This is a genomic window from Marinomonas fungiae (assembly GCF_001418205.1).
Lineage (GTDB): Bacteria > Pseudomonadota > Gammaproteobacteria > Pseudomonadales > Marinomonadaceae > Marinomonas > Marinomonas fungiae.
Window position 1 is genome coordinate 59352 of the sequence record NZ_LIQF01000013.1, and the last position, 20884, is coordinate 80235.

General features: G+C 47.3%; 18 protein-coding genes and 1 other RNA gene. All 19 read left to right on the forward strand.

The window, feature by feature from the left end:
- Nucleotides 1-14: 14 nt before the first annotated feature.
- The 19 genes from ASC49_RS16035 to ASC49_RS16120 all read left to right on the forward strand — a co-directional run bounded on the left by ASC49_RS16035 (nt 15) and on the right by ASC49_RS16120 (nt 20854).
- The gene (locus ASC49_RS16035) at nt 15-440 is read left to right on the forward strand and encodes an HIT domain-containing protein (RefSeq protein ID WP_055464261.1); all 426 of its coding nucleotides are present in this window, start codon (nt 15-17) and stop codon (nt 438-440) included.
- 91 nt (nt 441-531) lie between these two features.
- Nucleotides 532-2277, forward strand: coding sequence for a DUF2786 domain-containing protein (locus tag ASC49_RS16040; protein WP_055464262.1), 1746 nt, complete (start codon nt 532-534; stop codon nt 2275-2277).
- 181 nt (nt 2278-2458) lie between these two features.
- Nucleotides 2459-3976: a fumarate hydratase gene (locus tag ASC49_RS16045; RefSeq protein ID WP_055464263.1), complete on the forward strand. Its 1518-nt coding sequence runs from the start codon at nt 2459-2461 to the stop codon at nt 3974-3976.
- Nucleotides 3977-4154: 178 nt separating this feature from the next.
- The gene (locus tag ASC49_RS16050) at nt 4155-4850 is read left to right on the forward strand and encodes a response regulator transcription factor (protein ID WP_055464264.1); all 696 of its coding nucleotides are present in this window, start codon (nt 4155-4157) and stop codon (nt 4848-4850) included.
- Between the two features lie 25 nt (nt 4851-4875).
- Entirely contained in the window at nt 4876-6198 is a 1323-nt protein-coding gene (locus ASC49_RS16055) for a sensor histidine kinase (RefSeq protein WP_055464265.1), read from the forward strand.
- Between the two features lie 63 nt (nt 6199-6261).
- Nucleotides 6262-6613, forward strand: an RNA gene (rnpB, locus tag ASC49_RS16235) — RNase P RNA component class A.
- 161 nt (nt 6614-6774) lie between these two features.
- Entirely contained in the window at nt 6775-7230 is a 456-nt protein-coding gene (gene mraZ / locus ASC49_RS16060) for a division/cell wall cluster transcriptional repressor MraZ (RefSeq protein ID WP_055464295.1), read from the forward strand.
- Entirely contained in the window at nt 7227-8165 is a 939-nt protein-coding gene (rsmH, locus tag ASC49_RS16065; RefSeq protein WP_055464266.1) for a 16S rRNA (cytosine(1402)-N(4))-methyltransferase RsmH, read from the forward strand. The genes mraZ and rsmH overlap by 4 nt, the downstream gene beginning before the upstream one ends.
- Nucleotides 8158-8436, forward strand: coding sequence for a cell division protein FtsL (gene ftsL, locus ASC49_RS16070; protein ID WP_072242150.1), 279 nt, complete (start codon nt 8158-8160; stop codon nt 8434-8436). Before rsmH ends, ftsL begins: the two co-directional genes overlap by 8 nt.
- Entirely contained in the window at nt 8433-10220 is a 1788-nt protein-coding gene (locus ASC49_RS16075) for a peptidoglycan D,D-transpeptidase FtsI family protein (RefSeq protein ID WP_055464267.1), read from the forward strand. The genes ftsL and ASC49_RS16075 overlap by 4 nt, the downstream gene beginning before the upstream one ends.
- A 1-nt stretch (nt 10221) precedes the next feature.
- Nucleotides 10222-11697: a UDP-N-acetylmuramoyl-L-alanyl-D-glutamate--2,6-diaminopimelate ligase gene (locus tag ASC49_RS16080; RefSeq protein WP_055464268.1), complete on the forward strand. Its 1476-nt coding sequence runs from the start codon at nt 10222-10224 to the stop codon at nt 11695-11697.
- Nucleotides 11681-13042 carry a UDP-N-acetylmuramoyl-tripeptide--D-alanyl-D-alanine ligase gene (locus ASC49_RS16085; RefSeq protein WP_055464269.1) on the forward strand — a complete coding sequence of 454 codons (1362 nt, stop codon included), beginning with the start codon at nt 11681-11683 and terminating at the stop codon, nt 13040-13042. Before ASC49_RS16080 ends, ASC49_RS16085 begins: the two co-directional genes overlap by 17 nt.
- 14 nt (nt 13043-13056) lie before the next feature.
- Nucleotides 13057-14139, forward strand: coding sequence for a phospho-N-acetylmuramoyl-pentapeptide-transferase (gene mraY / locus ASC49_RS16090; protein ID WP_055464270.1), 1083 nt, complete (start codon nt 13057-13059; stop codon nt 14137-14139).
- A gap of 6 nt (nt 14140-14145) precedes the next feature.
- The gene (murD, locus tag ASC49_RS16095; RefSeq protein ID WP_055464271.1) at nt 14146-15495 is read left to right on the forward strand and encodes a UDP-N-acetylmuramoyl-L-alanine--D-glutamate ligase; all 1350 of its coding nucleotides are present in this window, start codon (nt 14146-14148) and stop codon (nt 15493-15495) included.
- The gene (gene ftsW, locus ASC49_RS16100) at nt 15492-16709 is read left to right on the forward strand and encodes a putative lipid II flippase FtsW (RefSeq protein ID WP_055464272.1); all 1218 of its coding nucleotides are present in this window, start codon (nt 15492-15494) and stop codon (nt 16707-16709) included. Before murD ends, ftsW begins: the two co-directional genes overlap by 4 nt.
- A 1-nt stretch (nt 16710) precedes the next feature.
- Complete coding sequence (gene murG / locus ASC49_RS16105) at nt 16711-17784, forward strand: undecaprenyldiphospho-muramoylpentapeptide beta-N-acetylglucosaminyltransferase (RefSeq protein ID WP_055464273.1); 1074 nt, start codon at nt 16711-16713, stop codon at nt 17782-17784.
- Nucleotides 17781-19202 (forward strand): UDP-N-acetylmuramate--L-alanine ligase, encoded by a 1422-nt coding sequence (murC, locus tag ASC49_RS16110; RefSeq protein ID WP_055464274.1) that lies wholly within the window; start codon nt 17781-17783, stop codon nt 19200-19202. Before murG ends, murC begins: the two co-directional genes overlap by 4 nt.
- Before the next feature lies 1 nt (nt 19203).
- Nucleotides 19204-20157, forward strand: coding sequence for a D-alanine--D-alanine ligase (locus ASC49_RS16115; RefSeq protein WP_082443860.1), 954 nt, complete (start codon nt 19204-19206; stop codon nt 20155-20157).
- Between the two features lie 4 nt (nt 20158-20161).
- Nucleotides 20162-20854, forward strand: a complete 693-nt coding sequence (locus ASC49_RS16120) for a cell division protein FtsQ/DivIB (RefSeq protein ID WP_055464275.1) — start codon at nt 20162-20164, stop codon at nt 20852-20854.
- The last annotated feature ends 30 nt before the right edge of the window (nt 20855-20884 follow it).

A 20884-nucleotide genomic window follows, 5' to 3' on the forward strand; every position in this document is an offset into this window, starting at 1 on the left:
AGGAAGTCAGTTACATGTTTGAATTAGATGCGGTTTTAGAAAGAGATTCGGTGTGGGTTGGCGATTTTCCACTTTGTCAGTTGCGCCTGATTAATAATCGTAAGGCGCCATGGTTTATTTTGGTTCCTAAGTGCGAAGAGGTTGAGGAAATTCATCACCTTGATCAGGAAGAAAGGGTGCAGCTGATGGCAGAAAGTTGCCTAGTAGCGGAAACCATGCAGGACATTTTCTCACCGGATAAATTAAATGTTGCCGCCATTGGTAATAAAGTACGTCAATTACATTTGCATCATGTTGCTCGATTTGAGTCTGATGAGTGTTGGCCAGAGCCTGTATGGGGCAAAATGACACAAGAAGTCTACTCTGAAGAAGAGTTGGCGAGTATTTTGCAGAAGGTAACGGGTCTACTTGCAGATGATCTAGTGACAGCGTACAAATAATGGCCAGATTGCTTCACTCTCGTGTGTATTGATAAAGTCTTGAAGTAATTCATGGATGCAATGGGAACAGACAACAAAGGGCGGCATAAGAATGAGTATAAGACGCAGAAAAAAAGCGATTGGGAAAGTTGTTAAGCTTCTGAATCTAGCAACGTCTACAAATTCGAGTGAATCCTCTATGGCGCTGCGTCATGCAGAGTCCATAATTTTTCAAAACGCTCTGTCTCAGGGTGAAATACCCATGTACCAATTGTGCGATCGTACCATGCTATTTAAAGTGAACTGGAGCGGTACACCAAGACATGCAAAGATAGACAAACCAACTGTTACAACGGAATCCTTTGCTCAACGACGGTTTAGCGAGAAACCTACGGATGCGAGCAAAGCTTATGCAAATGCTCGTACGATTCTGGATGATTTGGACGAGGCGTTGGTAGAGGGTGCTGAACAGCAAGAAACGTTCACACAGCTTGATGAGAGTGAAGATGAGCTGATCCAAGCACATGACGGTGCTACTGATTGCGACACAAAAAACATGGATGTAGAAGATGATCAATCAATCAAAGTCGATGAGTCTCTGGCTCAAGCGGCATTTACTCCACAAGACTTGCACTGTGAAACAGGTGCTCCTGAATCCTTAGTAGATGAATTTGAAACCGTTGCTGATGTTGACAGTGAACCACAAGACGAAACCTTCTCAGAGCCTCAAATGAACGCATCAGAAGAAAAAGAGCCGATTAGTGAAGAGCGTTTTTACAGTCATGATAACGTGATTAACGCAGCCAACGCGTTCCGCCCAACGGGAGAGCAGTTTAAAGAAACGCTACGTAATCAATACGCTTCTAGTAATCCAGATGTGCCATTCGAAGAAGATTCTTATTGGACCAAAGTGCATGGCATGTTGGTCGATTTTGATGAGTCTGCCGTGTTGGTTGAAATTGATGGCTTAGAAGGGCAGGTGGAACGGGCTCAAGATGCGCTAAAAGAGAAGCGCAGTGTTCGAGCGGCAGTAGAGCAAGAAGAGCTGCGCGAACGCTCCGAGCGAGCGCGAATTGAGCAGAGTTTTGAAGAGGCGATCGAGCGTGCATTTCAAGCTAGGGCACGCGCTTATGAAGCTTGGGAATCAAAGCGCGCGCAAATGCGCGTGGACTCCATGCGCGCCGAGCAGGATGCTCAGCAGGGTTATTCAGAGTTGTGTGACCGCTTGAATGGCTGTAAAGAGCAATATGCTCAGCATTTGCAGTTAAAAGAAGACTATCGCGCCGCTAAGATTATGCATGAGCTGCGTCGTCATCTGGCGTTGGCTGCGCGCGGTGATGATCAGGCTTCGCTTTCTTATGAAACCGTGATAACCATTATGCAGGAAAGTGGTTTAAGTTTGCGCGATCTAGAATTCTCAGATATCCGCAATAAGAGCTTATTCATTCGTTTATTGGAGCGTGAAAGCGCGCAAATTGCGGATGTTCATGAGCGTGAGCAATATACCGAAGAGATGCTGGATAAATTCTTGATGATGAGTCGACAAGAATCCTCTAATCGTTCTTCAGAGAATCCCATTGAACGGGTTGAGCGTTTACTAAAAAGCATCGAAGGGGTTGGCCATTTCGAAAGTCAAAAATTGATCGAGCAAGTGCTGAAAATGATGGAAAGTCATCAAATCAGTGTGCGAGATTTGGATTATGGTTGTATTAATAAGTACTCAGTGTTTATTTGCTTGATCAATTGGGAGGCGGAACAAATTCATTCTCTGAGTGAGCGTGAAAAGTTCACAACTTCCATTCTTGAGGAATACGTACAATATTCTGTTAGGAACCCTCGTTCCTCCCAAAAAGCCTAGTTAGCAAAGTGCTTGCTTGGCTCATTTCACAAAGCATGGGGCTTTTTCCTAAGAACTGGCTCCATTGATGTCATGAATGTGCGCTATATTTACTGAAAATTTTGCTTTTGCCTTTTAATGCCTCGACGCATCTTTTAACATTCTGCTTCCCCATAAAGCATAATTCTCAGCAGGAGAGGCCATGAGCATTATTAAACAGGACGATCTGATCACGAGTGTGGCAGATGCCCTACAGTTCATCTCTTATTACCATCCCCTAGATTTTGTAAAAGCAGTTCATGAAGCGTATGAGCGTGAAGAGAGTCAGGCTGCAAAAGATTCTATGGCACAGATTCTTATCAACTCACGTATGTGTGCGGAAGGTAAGCGCCCAATTTGTCAAGATACGGGTATCGTGACAGTTTTTGTTAAAGTGGGTATGAATGTTCAGTGGGAAAGCTCTATGAGCGTGACTGACATGATTAACGAAGGTGTGCGTCGAGCTTACCTTCATCCTGATAACGTACTACGTGCGTCGATTCTTGACGATCCTGCTGGTGCGCGTAAGAACACTAAAGACAATACGCCTGCTGTGATTCACATGGAGATTGTGCCAGGTGATACCGTAGAGGTGCATGTTGCCGCGAAGGGTGGTGGTTCGGAAAACAAATCTAAGCTGGCGATGCTGAACCCATCTGACTCTATTGTTGAGTGGGTGAAGAAAACTGTGCCAACAATGGGCGCGGGTTGGTGTCCACCAGGCATGTTGGGTATAGGTATCGGTGGTACGGCTGAGAAGGCGATGGTGATGGCGAAAGAATCGCTAATGGAACCAATCGATATTCATGAGCTGAAAGCGCGTGGCCCACAAAATCGCGTAGAAGAACTGCGTCTAGAAATTTTTGAAGCGGTTAACAATCTAGGTATCGGCGCACAAGGTTTGGGTGGTCTAACCACAGTGCTTGATGTGAAAATCATGGATTACCCTACCCACGCGGCATCTTTGCCAGTGGCGATGATTCCGAACTGTGCGGCAACTCGCCACGCACACTTTGTGCTTGATGGTTCGGGTCCTGCCGATCTTGTTCCGCCATCACTGGATGATTGGCCAGACATCACTTGGGAAGTGGGTGAGAGTGTGCGTCGTGTTAATTTAAACGACATTACCCCTGAAGCGGTAAAAGAGTGGAAACCAGGTGAAACCGTTCTTCTTAACGGCAAAATGCTTACGGGCCGTGATGCGGCACATAAGAAGATGGTTGAAATGATGGCTAATGGCGAAGAACTGCCAGTAGATCTAAAAGGCCGTTTCATTTACTACGTGGGTCCAGTAGATCCAGTGCGTGACGAAGCGGTAGGGCCAGCGGGTCCAACTACGTCTACGCGTATGGATAAATTCACCCATACCATGCTTGAGAAAACTGGTCTACTAGGCATGATCGGTAAAGCTGAGCGTGGTCCGGTTGCTATTGAAGCGATCAAAGAGTTTGGTGCGGTTTACTTGATGGCCGTGGGTGGCGCAGCTTACCTCGTATCGAAGGCGATTAAGAAAGCTGAAGTGGTAGCGTTTCCTGAACTAGGTATGGAAGCGATCTATGAGTTTGATGTTGTCGACATGCCGGTAACGGTTGCTGTTGATGCAGCGGGTACCTCAGTGCACTTGACTGGCCCAGCAGAATGGAAAGCGAAAATCGAAGCGCAAGTAGTTGAAGTTAAGTAAGTTTTAACGCCGCTTTGTTTCTAAAACGCCCTGCTGGCATTGTCAGTGGGGCGTTTTTATTGGGCAATCTGTCACTTCAATTGCAAAAATTGTCAGTTCTTTGAAAAGAGGGGTTTCTTTGTTCGTCTACTACCATATTATGAATCTGTCAAACAACTTTACATTTTAAGGGTTGATTATGGTTAAGATGCTTTTAGCGGACGATGATGCTCGTCTATCGGATTTGGTAAAGGAATACTTCGACGGTGAAGGTTATGAGGTGACTCATGCTTGGAACGGTCAGGAAGCGTTAGATTACATGGAACAAGATCGACCTGATATTGTTATTCTTGATGTCATGATGCCGGTATTGGATGGCTTTGAAACCTTGAAGCAAATCCGTAATAAAAGTGCGATACCAGTCATTATGCTGACGGCCAAAGGCGATGATATTGATCGTATTTTAGGGTTGGAAATGGGGGCGGATGATTATTTGTCTAAGCCATTTAATCCACGTGAATTGTTGGCGCGAATTAAAGCCATTCTGCGCCGTTCTTCGCAAGAGCGTGAAGATGACCCAATGTCAGATCTGGATTTATCTGATGTCTTGTTGCGTCGTCGTGACCGCACAGTTTACTTGCACAATGAGCCGGTAGAGCTAACCACGTCAGAATACTCGCTGCTGGAATGCATGATGATGGTGCCTGGTCAGGTAATGACTAAGCAAGAGCTGTCAGAGAAGGCTTTGGGGCGTAAGCTAACCATGTATGATCGCAGTCTGGATATGCATATCAGTAATCTACGTAAAAAAGTAGGTAACTTTGAAAATGGTGAGCCGCGCATTAAAACAGTTCGCGGTGTGGGCTACATCTTCGTAGATGGAGCAGAAAGCTAGGCCAATAGCGCTGGTGCCTAATTGTATGAAAAATACCTTTTTACGCGTTTTCTTAGTTGTGTTGTTCTCAAACATGGTTGTCGTGGCAATCGGTCTAGGCGTGGTTGATTTTGTTAAAGATCGAGACCAGGTCTCAGCCGATGTGCTGGGTGATATTGGTGTTAGTTTAGTCTCTACCTATGAGAAAAGTGGTACCAGCGCGCTGCAAGAGCAGGCTAGGAGTTTTGAGAAGCAGCTACAGGGCAGTATTTTTATCTATCAAGAAAATGGGCGTCCTCTATTACGTCCATTGCCACGTAATTTTCGAGACTCAACGTCTTTAGAGGAGACGGTGGGTTCTGAAGATGCGCAAGCGCTTGCTGATGCTCGACGGAGTCAATTCATTCAGGTGATTGGTGCCAGTAATACCCAATATCTTTTAGTGTTTAGGCCGCAAGATAACAATGATGGAATCAGCCCTTGGGCGATTGCTATGTTGTCATTGCTTGGCTTGTTTGTTTCCAGTGCAATTCTGGCCTATTGGCTGATGGGGCCCTTACTAAAGCTGCAAAAAATTACCCGTTCTTTTGGTCAGGGAGAAATGACAGCGCGGGTGGATAGCCGCCTCGTGAAACGTAAGGACGCGATTGGTAATTTGGCGCGAGAGTTTAATGAAATGGCTGGACGTATAGAAACGCTTTTGACTTCAAAAGAGCGTCTCTTGCGTGATGTGTCTCATGAGTTGCGAACGCCTTTGGCTCGTATCGAGGTGGCGCTGACTATTGCAGAGGATAAGCACGGTCAGCCTACTCAGCAGAGTTATTTAGATCGAATTCGCAATGAGTTACATGAGTTGGATGAATTGATAGGTCAGGTATTGACCTTGTCTCGATTAGAGGCGGCATCCATGCAGAAGAGTCAAATCGACTTGCAATTGTGGCTTACTGACATCGTTGATGATGTGCAGTTTGAGTCCCAATTGCGCGGTATCACGATTACTAAAACAGGAGATCAGCCTAAAGCCCTGTTTGGTGACTCAGTGCAGTTGCGTCATGCGGTAGAGAACGTCTTGCGTAATGCTTGTTTTTATTCCGGTGAGGGTGGTTCGGTGGAAGTCAGTTCATCAGAGGTGGATAAGCGAGCGATTATTTCTATTAAGGATAATGGGCCTGGTGTTGCTGAAGAAATGTTAGAAAAGATCTTTCATGCCTTTTTCCGTTCGTCTTCTGCTCGTGAGTCTAATAGCGGTGGTTTTGGTGTCGGCTTGACTATTGCTAAGCGAATTGTGCAGGCCCACAACGGCGAAATTCAAGCGTTCAATCGTCCTGAAGGCGGTCTAGAAGTGCGTTTCTGCCTGCCAATTGCATAAATTTAAGCGTGAAAGCGCTTTTTTTCTTGCATTTGGCGCTTCACCCTGTAGTATGCCCCACCGCAAGTTGGCCAGACAGTCGCCGCTTTGACTTGTTCAAAGGGGAGGAAAGTCCGGGCTTCGCAGGGTGAAGTGCCAGGTAACGCCTGGGGGGCGTGAGCCTACGGAAAGTGCAGCAGAAAATACACCGCCTAAGCAGTTTACTGCCGGTAAGGTTGAAATGGTGCGGTAAGAGCGCACCGCGCACCTGGTAACAGTGTGTGGCAAGGTAAACCCCACTTGAAGCAAGACCAAATAGGAACTCATTGGTGTGACCCGCACTGAGTTCGGGTAGGTTGCTTGAGCCATGCAGTGATGTATGGCCTAGATGAATGACTGTCCACGACAGAACCCGGCTTATCGGCCAACTTGCTCATTCTCTCCCTCTGTTTACCTCCAAGTTTAAATTTCTCGAAAGCAAACCGCAGATAAAGCAAAACAGTTCGCCAAATGGCGAATTTTTTTTGGGTTTTTTTTACCTATTCGAAAAATTAGTGTTAAATTGTGGGGTAAAGTGTCGATAAGTGGGATATGGGCATGTTCAGAGGTATTCATCAGGTCAGTGTGGACGCAAAGGGGCGAATGTCCTTGCCGGCACGCTTACGTGATGAGTTTGAGCAATACGATGATGCGGGTGTGGTGGTGACGATTGATCCCATGTCGCGCTGTTTGTTGCTTTACCCCTTGTCTGAATGGGAGCAGATTCAAGCCAAGCTTGATCGACTTCCATCCTTTCAACCGCAAGCGCGACGATTGCAGCGTCTATTGGTGGGTCACGCGACCGATTTAGAGCTGGACAGTGCTGGGCGATTGCTGTTGCCCGCACCGTTGCGGGAATTCGCCAAAATCGATCGCAAATCCACCTTGCTGGGGCAGGGTAAGAAACTGGAAATTTGGGGCTTGGAAGAGTGGGAAGCTCAGCGTGAGGAGTACCTGTCCGAAGTCAGCCTAGATAATTTAGAACTCGATACATTAATGGATATCTCTCTATGACAGATGCAACACCAGAACACATCAGTGTCATGCTGAACGAATCGGTCGATATGCTAGTGACCGATCCGGCTGGGACGTACGTTGACGGAACGTTTGGTCGCGGCGGGCATACACGTTTGGTGTTGTCACGCCTAACAACAGGCAAAATGTTGGGCTTTGATAAAGACCCTGTGGCCATTGGTCATGGTAAAACCCTTGAAGCAGAAGACTCTCGATTTACCATTGTGCAAGACAGCTTTGCCAGCATGGCTGAGCACATTCCAGAAGTCTTTGGCGCTGATAAAGTTGACGGCGTAATGATGGACCTAGGGGTTTCTTCACCGCAGCTGGATGATGCCAGTCGCGGCTTTAGTTTTATGAATGACGGTCCGCTGGATATGCGTATGAACCCCAATGCGGGCATGAGTGCAGCCGACTGGATTGCTGTAGCAGCAGAAAAAGAAATTGCCGATGTGATGTATCAATACGGTGAAGAGCGTTATTCACGACGCATTGCCCGCGCCATTGTCGAATATCGCTCTCATACCCCCATTACTACCACCAAGCAGCTGGCCAAAATTGTGGCTGAAGCACACCCGGCTTGGGAGAAAGGAAAAAACCCTGCGACACGTGCTTTCCAAGGTATCCGTATTCACATCAATAATGAACTTGGCGATTTGGAAACAGGCTTGGAGGCGGCGGCTAAAGCACTGAAAGTCGGTGGTCGTTTAGTGGTTATCAGCTTCCATTCTTTGGAAGATCGAATTGTTAAGCAGTTTATGAAGAAGATGTGTAAAGGGCCTGATTTACCGCGTCATTTGCCAATTCAAAATGCTCATTTGGACATTCACTTCAAAACCGTGGGTAAGGCGATTAAGCCTTCGAAAGGGGAAGTGAGTGATAACGTTCGCTCGCGCAGTGCAGTATTGCGTGTTATGGAGCGAATCAGTGAATAACCACACGACAAAGCTGCTGTCATTCGTAGTGACGCTGTTGTTGCTAGGCGTGATGGCCATTGTCTTGGTTATTCAAGTGTACGACTTTCGCAGGGACTTCGCGTACCTGCAACAGTTAAAGAAAGACGAAGTGAACTATGAAGTGGTTTGGGGGCAGCTCTTGTTGGAACAAAGCGCCCTGACCCAACCAAGTCGATTGGAACAAGCAGCAATAAGGGATTTGAATATGCATGCTCCGACCCCGGAAGAATTGGTCATTGTGAAGCCATGAACACAAACGAACGTAGTTTATCACCCAGCCGTTGGCGCCTGTATTTGGTGTACGGCATTGCATTCCTTCTATTTGCTGTTGCCGCGGGGCGCTTGTTTTACCTCACGGTGTTGGATAAAGAATTCCTACAAAACCAAGGGGAGATGCGTGCCGTACGAACGGAATCCATACCAGCGACCCGTGGCATGATTTTGGATCGCAACGGTGAGCCGTTGGCGGTGAGTACGCCGACTTGGACAGTGATCGCGAACCCTAGAGATCTTTGGGCGCTTGCTGAAGACCCAAAAAACCTAGCAAAGCCCGTTGGTGAGCGCAAAACACCTGAGCAGGAAATTGCTCGTCTTGCTGAGGCTATGGGAGTGGGGTCGGCACTTTTGAAAGAGCGCTTTGAAGCAAACCGCAATAAAGGTTTTATGTATCTGAAGCGTCAGATTCCACCGCATGAAGCGGAGGCGATACTTGATGCTGAAGTCGTGGGTGTTAGCAAGATCAAGGAATACAAACGCTTCTACCCAGCCGGTGAAGTGACGGCTCAAGTGGTCGGTTTTACCAACATTGATGACAAAGGCCAAGAAGGTCTTGAGCTTGCTTACGATCAGGCATTGCAGGGTAAGCCAGGCGAGTTTTCTTACATGAAAGATCTTAAGGGCAATATCATTCGTACCCTAGGTCAAGAAGTACCAGAGCAGGCAGGCGAAAACATCGAGCTAAGTATCGATATGCGCCTGCAATATTTGGCTTATCGTGAATTGAAAGCGGTAGTGACTGAGCAGCGTGCTAGCTCGGCTTCGGCGGTTATCTTGGATGTGCGTACGGGTGAAGTGTTGGCCATGGTGAACCAGCCATCGTTTAACCCAAATGACCGATCTGACCTTGAGCCAGAAGAATTACGTAACCGTGCAGTGATTGACCTATTTGAGCCTGGCTCAACCATGAAGCCCTTCTCCGTGACAGCCGCGTTGCGTTCTGGTCAATACAATACAGAGTCGATTATCGATACCAGTCCGGGCTACATGAAGTTTGGTCGTTACACCATTCGAGACTTCAGAAACTACGGTAAGATTAATCTTGAAACGGTATTGGTTAAGTCAAGTAACGTTGGTACCTCTCATATTGCCTTGTCGCTACCGCAGGATACCATTTGGAACATGTTCTATGAGTTAGGGATTGGTTCACCTGTTGGTTTGGGTTTCCCCGGTGAAACCACAGGTAAATTGCCAATGCACCCTAAATGGCATCCTTCTGAAATCGCCACCTTGTCTTATGGTTACGGTTTAGCGGTGTCTACTTTACAGTTGGCGCAAGCTTATATGGTGCTGGCGAACCATGGTTACAAGGTGCCTGTGACGCTCTTTAAACAGGATATGCCACCACAGGGTGAGCAGGTGATTCCAGCTAATATTGCTCAAGATGTCGTACACATGCTGCAAGCGGTGGTGACGGAAGGTTCAGGTAAAAAAGCGCAAATTCCAGGTTACAACGTGGCAGGTAAAACCGGTACGGTGCACAAGGTAGGTGAGGGTGGTTATGCATATGATCAGTACATCTCACTGTTTGCCGGCGTAGTGCCTGCAACAAATCCTCGTTTAGCGATGGTTGTTATGGTCAACGATCCAAAAGGTCGTAAATACTATGGTGGTGAGGTTTCTGCGCCAGTGTTTTCACGTGTGATGGAGGGCGCTTTAACAATGCTTAATATTCCGCCTGACCGTCCTGAAGGGCTGCGTGAAGTACGCTTAGAAGAGACTGATAAGGCACCTTATCGAATCGTGCAAGGAAACTAATATGTTTACCTTCGAACAGCTTCTACATTGGCTAACGCTCGAAAATTGTTGGCAAATTGAGCAAAATGAGTATCGGTCTTTAGAGACCGATTCTCGTTTAGTGGGTCCTGAAACGGTCTTTATAGCTCTGCCTGGTGTGTCTAGTAATGGCTGGGATTATTTGGAGCAGGTCGCGGAAAAAGGCTGTACTGTTGCGCTCATCCCAAAGGGGCTTGGTATTACCTCTGACTCCATGGTTCTGCTTGAAGTGGAAGCCATTGAGCAGGTGCTAGCCCAACTGGCTCGCCATGTATATGGTCCTGTACCGCAGCATATTGTGGCTGTGACAGGGACCAACGGTAAATCAAGCATCTGTTACTACATTGCCCAGTTAGCACAAGCCCTTGGTCTAAAGAGTGCCATGATTGGAACTTTTGGTATTGGGGTTCTGGGGGATTTGCAAGAAGCTAAACAAACGACGCCTGATTTGCTGACCTTACACAAACTTTTGTCCTCCTTTGCAAAGCAAGGCGTAGATTTGGTGGCTTTTGAAGCTTCTTCTCATGCCTTGGATCAACAGCGTCTAGCTGGTGTGCCTGTGTCAACGGCCGTTTTCTCAAACCTTACTCGCGATCATCTTGATTATCACGGCTCAATGGAGAATTATGCTTGCGCCAAGCGTCGCTTATTCGAGTTTGAATCTGTCGAGCATGCTATCGTCTGCGCCGACTCTGACTATGCTGACTTTATGGTTGCGACGACCGCCGCTCCAGTGTGGCGTTACTCTGCAGAAGTAGAGAAGTGTGATGCGGTGCAATTCTGTGTGCTCGATAAGGTGTTTGAGCAAACCGGTGTTCGTTTAAATATCGGGGTGTTGAATAAAGAGTATTCGGTTTTGTTGCCCTTGCTTGGGGATTTTAATGTGCAAAATGCCTTGGCTGCGCTGGCCTCGGTGTTGTCCGTGGTTGATGTGCCAGAGAAAGCGATCCCGATGTTGTCCAATCTACAAGGTGCGCCAGGGCGTATGGAGTCCTGTAAACTAGAAAGCGCACCATTGGTGTTGGTCGATTATGCACATACCTCAGATGCGCTGGATGTGGCGTTGCAGGCTATTCATGCCCACGCTGCTGGTCGTGTGATTTGTGTCTTTGGTTGTGGCGGTGATCGCGATAAGGGCAAACGGCCAATGATGCTCTCGGTTGCGCAACAGCAAGCAGATTTTGTTTGGTTGACCTCTGATAATCCGCGTACCGAGTCACCTCAAGCTATTATTGATGATGCCTTAGTTGCACTAGATGATGCTCTGGCTGAAGTGCGAGTCGAGGTGGATCGTCATCAGGCAATTGCTCAAGCGATTGCTATGGCAAGACCAGAAGATATTGTTTTAATTGCCGGTAAGGGGCATGAAACCTACCAAGAAATACAGGGTGTTCGGCACCATTTTGATGATCGAGAAGAAGCCCAAGCGGCGTTGAAGGCCTATGTTGCAAAAGCTTAAATTGTCTGATATCGCGAACGTGGTGGGTGGTCGTTTAATTGGCCAAGATGCTGTTGTGATGGATGTCTCAACGGACTCTCGTGAAGTGCTTGAGCAAAAGCTATTTGTTGCACTGGTGGGAGAGCGGTTTAATGGTCATCAATTTACCGACCTTGTCATGCAACAAGGGGCGACCGCTGTTTTAGTCAGTGAGCCCGTGACAGCAACACCTAGGATTGAAGTGGAAGATACCGCCCAAGCCTACGCTTTAATTGGCCGTATGGTGCGCCGATTGTTTACTGGGCCAGTGGTAGCGATTACCGGTAGTAATGGTAAAACTAGCGTCAAAGACTGGCTTGCGAGAGTCTTGTCTGAGCATGGGCAGGTACTGAAAACCCAAAGCAATCTGAATAATCAAATCGGTGTACCGAAAACACTACTGAATTTGTCTGCTGCGGATCAATATGCCGTGATCGAAGCTGGCACCAGTTTCCCCGGGGAGATTGAAAAGCTTGGTCAAACGATTGAGGCGGACGTAGTGGTGCTAACCAATGCTAGTGGTAGTCATTTGCTTGGCTTTGGCTCAATCCAAGGCATTGCTATTGAAAAAGGTATGCTGTTTGAAACGGCTAAGCCGAACGCTACGGTCGTACTGAACGCCGATGATGCTTCTTACGACTATTGGTTGGGGCGTGTTGGAGAGCGAGAAGTTCGTTCGTTTTCATTTACTGATCCAAGTGCCACATTGTATGCAAAGACTGTCCAAGAAACAGTTTCTGGTTCAAACACTACCCTAGTCTATCGTGACGAAACCTATCGACTGACTCTAGATCGTCCTGGAAAACATCATATTGCGAACGCCATGGCCGTGGCGCTCGCAATGACCGCTTTGGGTTTTGCGTTAATAGATGTGGTGGCGCAATTAAAACATCCGGAACAAGTGCCGGGTCGAATGGAGTTACTGACCTCAAAAAATGAGGCCGTTGTTATTAATGATTGCTACAATGCCAGCCCTAAATCTGTCGAAGCGGCCATAGATGTCTTGGCGCTGTATGCAAATCAGACAAAGTGGATGGTGCTAGGCGCTTTAGGTGAGCTAGGTGATCAAGAAACGGCGATCCACCTTGGGCTTGGAGAATATGCAGCCCAATCAGGCATTGAGCATTTGATTACGATAGGTCCGATTGCAGCACATGCCGGCGAAGGATTTATGCAAACAAAAACGTCTGAGCAGCAGGTGCACCCTTGCCAGACCAAAGATGAAGCGTTGGCGATTCTTGCTGCGCTCAATTCAGAACATGTCATTTTGGTGAAGGGCTCACGCTCGGCCAGAATGGAAGATATTGTTAACGCTCTGAAAAATTAGGAATTAGCCTAGCCATGCTACTGCTTTTAACAGCTTACCTTAGCAAATATTTTACCTTCTTTACGGTGTTCAACTACCTGTCGTTACGTGCGATTTTAGGTGTATTAACGGCACTGTTTATCTCCCTGTTAATTGGTGGCAAAGTGATTCGTTTGCTGCAACGTCTACAAATTGGTCAGGCAGTGCGTGATGACGGTCCGCGATCGCATTTGAGCAAAGCCGGTACCCCCACTATGGGGGGGGTTATGATTCTATTTTCTATTTCAATCAGTACGTTGCTTTGGGGGGATTTAACCAATCCTTATATATGGGTGACCCTGCTAACCATGATTGCTTTTGGAGCCGTTGGTTGGGTGGACGACTACCGTAAAGTAGTGGAGAAGAATTCTCGTGGTTTACCTGCTAAATGGAAGTATTTCTGGCAGAGTGTGTTTGGTCTGTCGGCTGCTATTTATTTGTATTCGATTGCTTCTACGCCGGCGGAAACCTCTTTGCTTATTCCGTTGTTTAAAGATGCTGTTATTCCTCTTGGTATTTTCTTTGTGGTTTTTACCTACTTCGTCATCGTTGGTACCAGTAATGCTGTGAATTTGACTGATGGCTTGGATGGGTTGGCAATTTTGCCAACCGTATTGGTAGGTGGTGCATTGGGGTTATTTGCCTACTTAACGGGTAACATCAAATTTGCCGATTACTTATTGATTCCTTATGTGCAGGGCACCGGTGAATTGATTGTCTTCTGTTCTGCTCTAGTTGGCGCGGGTTTAGGTTTTCTCTGGTTCAACACTTATCCTGCCCAAGTTTTCATGGGGGACGTGGGGGCTTTAGCGCTTGGTGCAGCATTGGGTGTGATTGCCGTGATTGTGCGTCAGGAATTGGTGCTATTTATCATGGGCGGTGTCTTTGTTATGGAGACCGTTTCCGTGATTTTGCAGGTGGCATCTTACAAATTGACCAAGCGCCGCATTTTTCGCATGGCACCGATTCATCATCACTTTGAATTGAAAGGCTGGGCTGAACCCAAAGTGATTGTACGTTTCTGGATTATCACTGTGTGTTTAGTTTTGATTGGTATAGCGACCCTTAAGGTAAGGTAATCCGACATGTCATTGATTTCTTCAGATCGCGTGCGTGCTGTCGTTGGTTTAGGTGTAAGTGGCGTTTCCACGGCAAAGTTCCTCGCTAAGCAAGGTTTAGATTTCTATGTGGTGGATTCCCGTGAGAATCCACCGGGCTTGGATCAAGTAAAGCAGTTTTGCCCAGCTGAGCGAATCTTCACTGGCGGCCTAGAACACTTGAAAAATTTGGCTGTCACCGAGTTGTTTGTCAGTCCGGGTATTGCACTTGCTACGCCTATTTTGCAGGAATTAGCGCAAGCTGGTGTGCAAATGCGTGGTGATATAGATCTATTTTGCGATTATGCAAATGCGCCGGTAATTGCTATTACGGGTTCTAATGCTAAGAGCACTGTGACCACTTTGGTGAATGAGTTGTTGTTAGGCTTGGGTAAGCGTTCTGTGGCGGGCGGAAACCTTGGCTTGCCGGCGCTGGACTGTATTGCCGACGATATTGATTTTTATGTACTGGAGCTTTCCAGCTTCCAATTAGAAACCACGCATGCCTTAAAGGCTGATGTCGCTTGCTTGCTAAACGTGACTGAAGATCATATGGATCGATATGATGATTTATACAGCTATCAGCGTGCGAAACAACGTATCTACCGTGGTTGCAAGGCGGCGGTGTGCAATAAGCAGGACATACTGACGGCACCGTTACTGGCGCAAAATACGCCAGTACGTGCTTTTACGAAGAGCAGTCCGGATCTAAAGGAATTTGGCTTATTGAAAGATCCTGATGGGGTTTGGTTGTCTAAAGGTGTCAAGCGTCTGTTTAATACGGAGGATATCAAACTCAAAGGTGAGCATAACTACGCTAATGTCTTGGCCTGCTTGGCCATTTTAGATGTGTTGGAGCTACCGATTGAGGCGCCGGAAGTGGCGCAGGTATTAGCGACTTTTGCTGGACTGCCGCACCGTTGTGAAACTGTGCGCGAGTTGGATGGGGTGGCTTTTATCAATGATTCAAAAGGCACCAATGTGGGCGCAACTTTGGCGGCCTTAGAGGGCTTGGGTAATAAGCATGAGAAAACGATTCATTTGCTAGTAGGTGGGGTTGGAAAGGGGGCCGATTTCTCACCTTTGGCGCCAGCCTTAGCAAAATTCGTCAAGCATCTTTATGTATTTGGTAAAGATGCTAGCAAGATCGTCGACATCGTACCTGAAGGGACGTCATACTCTGAACATGTCGAATTGGCTGATGTGATGGGAGCTGTAAAAACTCAAGTAAAACAAGGTGATATTGTGTTGTTTTCACCAGCGTGTGCAAGTTTCGATCAGTATAAAAACTTCGAAGCTCGTGGGGATCACTTTGTCGAATTGGTCAATAAGTTATGAATATTCGCGCCATTCTAGAGCCGATTTCATACAAGGAGTTTCGTCAGATTGACCCCGTTTTTACAGCGTCTGTGGCATGCGTATTAGTGCTTGGAATTGTGATGGTGTCCAGCGCTTCGATTTTTTTATCGGAGACGAAATATGGCCATCCGTTTTACTTTATGGCGCGTCAAGTCATTTATTTAATGATCGGTTTGGGTTTTGGCTATTTCATGATGTCCATCCCTACTGAAACCCTGCATAAGTGGGGGGTTCCATTAATGATGTTCTCGTTGTTGCTGCTGATCTTGGTGTTGGTGCCTGGTATAGGCAAAACGGTAAACGGCAGTCGGCGCTGGATTAATCTGTTGGTGTTTAACTTACAGGCTTCGGAAGTCGCCAAGGTCTGTATGGTGGTTTACGTCTCTGGTTATTTGGTGCGGCGGGCTGATCGTGTTCGGCAACAATTGATTGGTTCGGGGATGCCTATGGTGGTGTCCTTTTTGTTTTTGATCTGTCTGCTTTTGGAGCCTGACTTTGGGGCTTCGGTGGTTTTGATCGGTACTGTTATTGCTTTGCTGTTTATCGCGGGGGCGCCGATTTACCAGTTTATTGGGTTGGTGATCGCGGTTATCGGGGCGCTTGGGGTGGTAGCGATTTCGGAAAGTTACCGTGTTAAGCGCTTGATGAACTTTGTTGACCCTTGGGCGGACCCTTACAACGAAGGATATCAGTTATCGCAGGCATTGATTGCTTATGGTCGTGGCGAGTGGTTTGGGCTTGGCCTGGGCAATAGTGTTCAGAAATTAGCGTACTTGCCAGAGGCACACACCGATTTCGTATTCTCTATTTGGGTAGAGGAAACGGGGATGTTTGGTGGTTTGCTGTTGCTAGGCGTGTTCGCAGTGATGCTTGCTCGAGTGTTTAAAATTGGGCAAACGGCCATGCGTCAGGAACGGCTGTTCCAAGGCTATATGTGTTTTGGTTTTGCTATTTTGATTTTGGCTCAGGTCATTATCAACGTAGGGGTGAATACCGGCTTTCTGCCAACCAAAGGTTTGACTTTACCTCTGATTAGTTATGGCGGCAGTAGTTTGATAATCACCTTAGCGAGTTTGTTTGTGGTGGGGCGTGTTGATATTGAAAATCGACGTCTAGAACCTATCGAAGAGAAAGAAAAAACATCGTCTAGAGGACGAAAAGCCAAAGATATGATGGAAATAGGGGACGTATAAGGTGTCTAAGCCGAAAAAAGTAATGCTTATGGCTGGCGGAACCGGTGGGCATATTTATCCTGCTTTGGCGTGTGCCGAGAAATTTTCATCATTAGGAATGGAAGTCTGCTGGATGGGGGCTGCGGGGGGCATGGAAGAGACTCTGGTCCCGAAGCATGATATTCCTTTGCATACGGTTTCCATTAAAGGTGTGCGAGGTAAAGGTGCTCTAGGATTGCTATTAGCACCTTGGCGCATTGCTCACTCCATCGGTCAAGCGGTAGCCATTATGCGCCGTGAGAAGCCTGATTTGGTGCTAGGAATGGGGGGCTTTGTTGCTGGTCCCGGTGGTGTCGCAGCGAAGTTGCTGGGGGTGCCGCTGGCAATCCATGAGCAGAATGCCGTCGCTGGCACCACTAATAAATTGTTGTCTAAGATTGCCAAGCTTAAATTGCAGGCCTTTGACGGTGCTTTGCCAGGTGCTTTAACAGTAGGCAACCCCGTTCGCGGTGCGATTCTGTCACAAAAAACTAGAGCGGTTCGCGAAGAGTCTTCACGACCTGTTCGTTTGTTGGTTGTGGGGGGGAGTCTTGGGGCAAAAGCGATTAACGATGTGGTGCCACAGCTGTTAGCTAATTGGCAACACGAAACTCGTTTAGATGTTTGGCATCAAACGGGGGCGAAAAATTACCAAGCGGTGCAGGCGGACTACGAAAAGCTAGGTGTATCAGCACGAGTCGATGCTTACATTGACGATATGAGTCAAGCCTATTATTGGGCGGATGTTGTGTTATGTCGTGCTGGGGCTATGACAATAAGTGAATTGGCGATTGCTGGCTTACCTTCGATTTTGGTGCCATATCCACATGCGATTGACGATCATCAAACGGCTAATGCGCGTTCATTGTCTCAGGTGGGTGCGGCCTATTTGATGCCGCAGACAGAGCTTAATCTAGCTAGCTTAGAGAGCTGTCTAATCGAATTGACAGACGATACGAATAAATTACAAACCATGGCTGAGCACGCAAAACTGGCGGCTCATCCTGATGCCACCCAGACGGTGGTTTCTCAGTGTATAAGGTTAATTAAGAAATGATGGAAGCAAAATTTCGCTACGATATCCCTACAATGCGCCGAATTCAAAATATCCACTTTATCGGTGTGGGCGGTGTAGGCATGTCAGGTATTGCTGAGGTGTTGTGCAACCAAGGTTACAAGGTTAGTGGCTCTGACATGAAGGCTTCCACAACGACCGAGCGCTTGTCGCAACTTGGTGTTGAAATTTTTATTGGTCATCGTGAAGAAAACGTTAAAAACGCTCACGTTATTGTTGTGTCGAGCGCGATTGATAAAAGTAACCCCGAGATCAAATGGGGCAAAGATCATCGTATTCCAATTGTACGTCGCGCCGAAATGCTTGCTGAGCTGATGCGTTACCGCCATGGCATTGCAGTGGCCGGAACGCATGGTAAAACAACGACGACCAGTTTGATGGCCTCTATCTTGGCGGCGACGGATGAGTCACCGACATTCGTTATTGGTGGTCGTCTGACCAGTGCCGGGGCGAATGCGCAACTGGGTAGCAGTAAATACCTCGTGGCAGAAGCGGACGAAAGTGATGCGTCCTTCCTGCACTTGCAACCGCAAACCGTTATCGTAACCAATATCGATGAAGATCACATGGATACTTATAACGGCGACTTTGAGCAAGTTAAGCGTACCTTTGTGGAGTTTATTCATAACCTGCCGTTTTATGGTCTGGCGGTATTGTGTGTTGACGATGAGAACGTGCGTGAAATCATGCCTGAATTGAGTCGCCCAGTGTTGACCTACGGTATTGATCATGAAGCTGACTTCTATGCAACGGAAATCTCGCAAAAAGGCCGTTTCTGCGAGTTTTTAGCGCATCGTCCGGAAGGAGAGCCACTGCGTATTCGTTTACCGATGCCAGGTCGTCACAACATCCTAAACGCACTGGCAACGATTGCTGTCGCGACGGATTTAGGGGTTGATGCAGCGGCTATACAGGCTGGCTTAATGGGCTTTGAAGGTGTTGGTCGTCGCTTCCAAGAGCAAGGTGATTTGAAATTGCCAGAAGGCGGTAGCGTGATGTTTATTGATGATTATGGTCATCACCCAAGTGAGGTGAACGCGACGATTAAATCGATTCGTGCTGGCTGGCCAGAAAAGCGTCTAGTAATGGTTTATCAACCGCATCGTTATACTCGTACACGTGATCTGTATGAGGACTTTGTAAAGGTATTGTCAGATGTGGACGTGCTGTTGTTGCTGGATGTCTATGCGGCGGGAGAGCCCCCAATTAATGGTGCAGACAGTAAATCCATGTGCGGCAGTATTCGTCAGCGTGGTGCGCTTGATCCGGTTCATGTCGGTAGTGAGGAAGATTTACGTTCAATCTTGGCAAATGTTTTACGTCCTAACGACTTGCTGATCACTCAAGGAGCTGGTGACATAGGGGCGATTTCGAAGAAGTTGGCGGCAGAGGGTATTTGAGATGAGTCTATTGAAAGAAAAAACCGTTGCCGTCATCTATGGTGGACGTTCTGCGGAGCGTGAAGTTTCCTTGGAAAGTGGCACGCGCGTGGCGCAAGCTCTTGTAAATAAAGGTTATCAAGTTGTGAAGGTGGACTTGTATGGCGAAGGAGCCAAGCAAGACCCTGTAAAACAGCTAATGAATACTGACTTTGATATGGCCTTCATCGCCTTGCATGGCGGTGAAGGTGAAGATGGTCGCGTTCAAGCGTTGCTAGATATGTTAGAGAAGCCTTACACCGGTAGTTTGCCTCTAGCATCAGGTTTTGCAATGGACAAAGCGCTGACGAAACGATTTTGGCAGGGTATTGGTATTCCTACGCCAAATTACTTGTGCTTTAGCGGCGAACCAAATATCGATCAAATTAACCAGGAAATGAGCTACCCGTTGATTATTAAGCCGTCCCGCGAAGGCTCAACTATCGGTATCAGTAAAGTAAATGATGCCTCTGAGCTCGAAAAGGCGCTAATGGATGCCAAACGTTATGATTCTGACATTTTGGTGGAAGAGTTCGTTTCTGGGCCTGAGTTTACTGTCGCAATCATTGATGATGTTGCCTATGCGCCGATTGGACTCAAGCCTGCCCAAGGGCACGCCTTGTATGATTACGAAGCTAAGTATTTGGCGGATGATACTGAATATCTTCTGCCTTGCGGTTTGTCGGATGATCTTGAACTTGAGATTCAAGCGTTGGCGCTTGATGCTTACCGCTCATTAAATTGTCGTGGTTGGGGCCGAGTAGACATCATGCAAACCGAAGACGGTTGTTTCACCGTGTTAGAAGTTAATACTTCACCGGGCATGACGTCTCACAGTTTGGTGCCGATGGCTGCCGCATATGCCGGCATCAATTATGATGATCTAGTAGAAATGATTATTATCAAAGCTTGGCAAGAAGCCATAGAGGCCCAATGACACTATGCGCACGGCAGCGTTCCTAGGCGCTATATTATTGATTGTATTTGCCTTGTTTCAGGATAACCCAGATCAAGTTGCCTCTGACGCGCCAATGTTCGATATTCGCAAGATTGAGGTGGTAGGAGATTTGCAATTTGCTGATCGAGACGCGTTGCAGCGAAGTTACAACCAATTGCTTGGTAGGGGGTTGTTTAATGAGCCTATGGAAGCGCTTAAATATGTTGGTGAGCAACCTGCTTGGGTGGAGTCCGCTAAGATTCGACGAGTATGGCCACACACGCTACGTATAGAAGTACACGAGCATAAGCCAGTGGCTTTGTGGAATGATGGGAAGGTTATTACCGCTAGCGGGAAAATCATTGCGCCATCTAGTGCACCCAATTTGCCGCTCACTCAGTTATCTGGGCCAGCTGATACAGAGTCAACCGTGCTTGATCAATTTATCTTGATCAGTCAGCTATTGTCTACCACTACTTTGCGGGTAGCCAAATTAGAGTTGGAGAATCGAGGTGCTTGGAATATTTCATTCGCGAATGGTGTTAGCGTAAAACTCGGTCGTGATGCGGTTTTAGAGCGATTACAGCGCTTTGTAGCAGTGTATAAAAGTGATTTATCGGGTAGAATAGATCGGATTGCATCAGTCGATGCCCGCTATCCTCATGGGGTGGCGGTGAAATGGAAACCTGAACAGTGAAAGTTGGTCTGATTGTTGCTTTTTTAAGCA

Bases quoted from the DNA above. Each gene is read 5' to 3' on its own strand.
- ASC49_RS16035 (WP_055464261.1), top strand. From the start codon at position 15: ATGTTTGAATTAGATGCGGTTTTAGAAAGAGATTCGGTGTGGGTTGGC.
- ASC49_RS16040 (WP_055464262.1), top strand. From the start codon at position 532: ATGAGTATAAGACGCAGAAAAAAAGCGATTGGGAAAGTTGTTAAGCTT.
- ASC49_RS16045 (WP_055464263.1), top strand. From the start codon at position 2,459: ATGAGCATTATTAAACAGGACGATCTGATCACGAGTGTGGCAGATGCC.
- ASC49_RS16050 (WP_055464264.1), top strand. From the start codon at position 4,155: ATGGTTAAGATGCTTTTAGCGGACGATGATGCTCGTCTATCGGATTTG.
- ASC49_RS16055 (WP_055464265.1), top strand. From the start codon at position 4,876: ATGAAAAATACCTTTTTACGCGTTTTCTTAGTTGTGTTGTTCTCAAAC.
- mraZ (WP_055464295.1), top strand. From the start codon at position 6,775: ATGTTCAGAGGTATTCATCAGGTCAGTGTGGACGCAAAGGGGCGAATG.
- rsmH (WP_055464266.1), top strand. From the start codon at position 7,227: ATGACAGATGCAACACCAGAACACATCAGTGTCATGCTGAACGAATCG.
- ASC49_RS16075 (WP_055464267.1), top strand. From the start codon at position 8,433: ATGAACACAAACGAACGTAGTTTATCACCCAGCCGTTGGCGCCTGTAT.
- ASC49_RS16080 (WP_055464268.1), top strand. From the start codon at position 10,222: ATGTTTACCTTCGAACAGCTTCTACATTGGCTAACGCTCGAAAATTGT.
- ASC49_RS16085 (WP_055464269.1), top strand. From the start codon at position 11,681: ATGTTGCAAAAGCTTAAATTGTCTGATATCGCGAACGTGGTGGGTGGT.
- mraY (WP_055464270.1), top strand. From the start codon at position 13,057: ATGCTACTGCTTTTAACAGCTTACCTTAGCAAATATTTTACCTTCTTT.
- murD (WP_055464271.1), top strand. From the start codon at position 14,146: ATGTCATTGATTTCTTCAGATCGCGTGCGTGCTGTCGTTGGTTTAGGT.
- ftsW (WP_055464272.1), top strand. From the start codon at position 15,492: ATGAATATTCGCGCCATTCTAGAGCCGATTTCATACAAGGAGTTTCGT.
- murC (WP_055464274.1), top strand. From the start codon at position 17,781: ATGATGGAAGCAAAATTTCGCTACGATATCCCTACAATGCGCCGAATT.
- ASC49_RS16115 (WP_082443860.1), top strand. From the start codon at position 19,204: ATGAGTCTATTGAAAGAAAAAACCGTTGCCGTCATCTATGGTGGACGT.
- ASC49_RS16120 (WP_055464275.1), top strand. From the start codon at position 20,162: ATGCGCACGGCAGCGTTCCTAGGCGCTATATTATTGATTGTATTTGCC.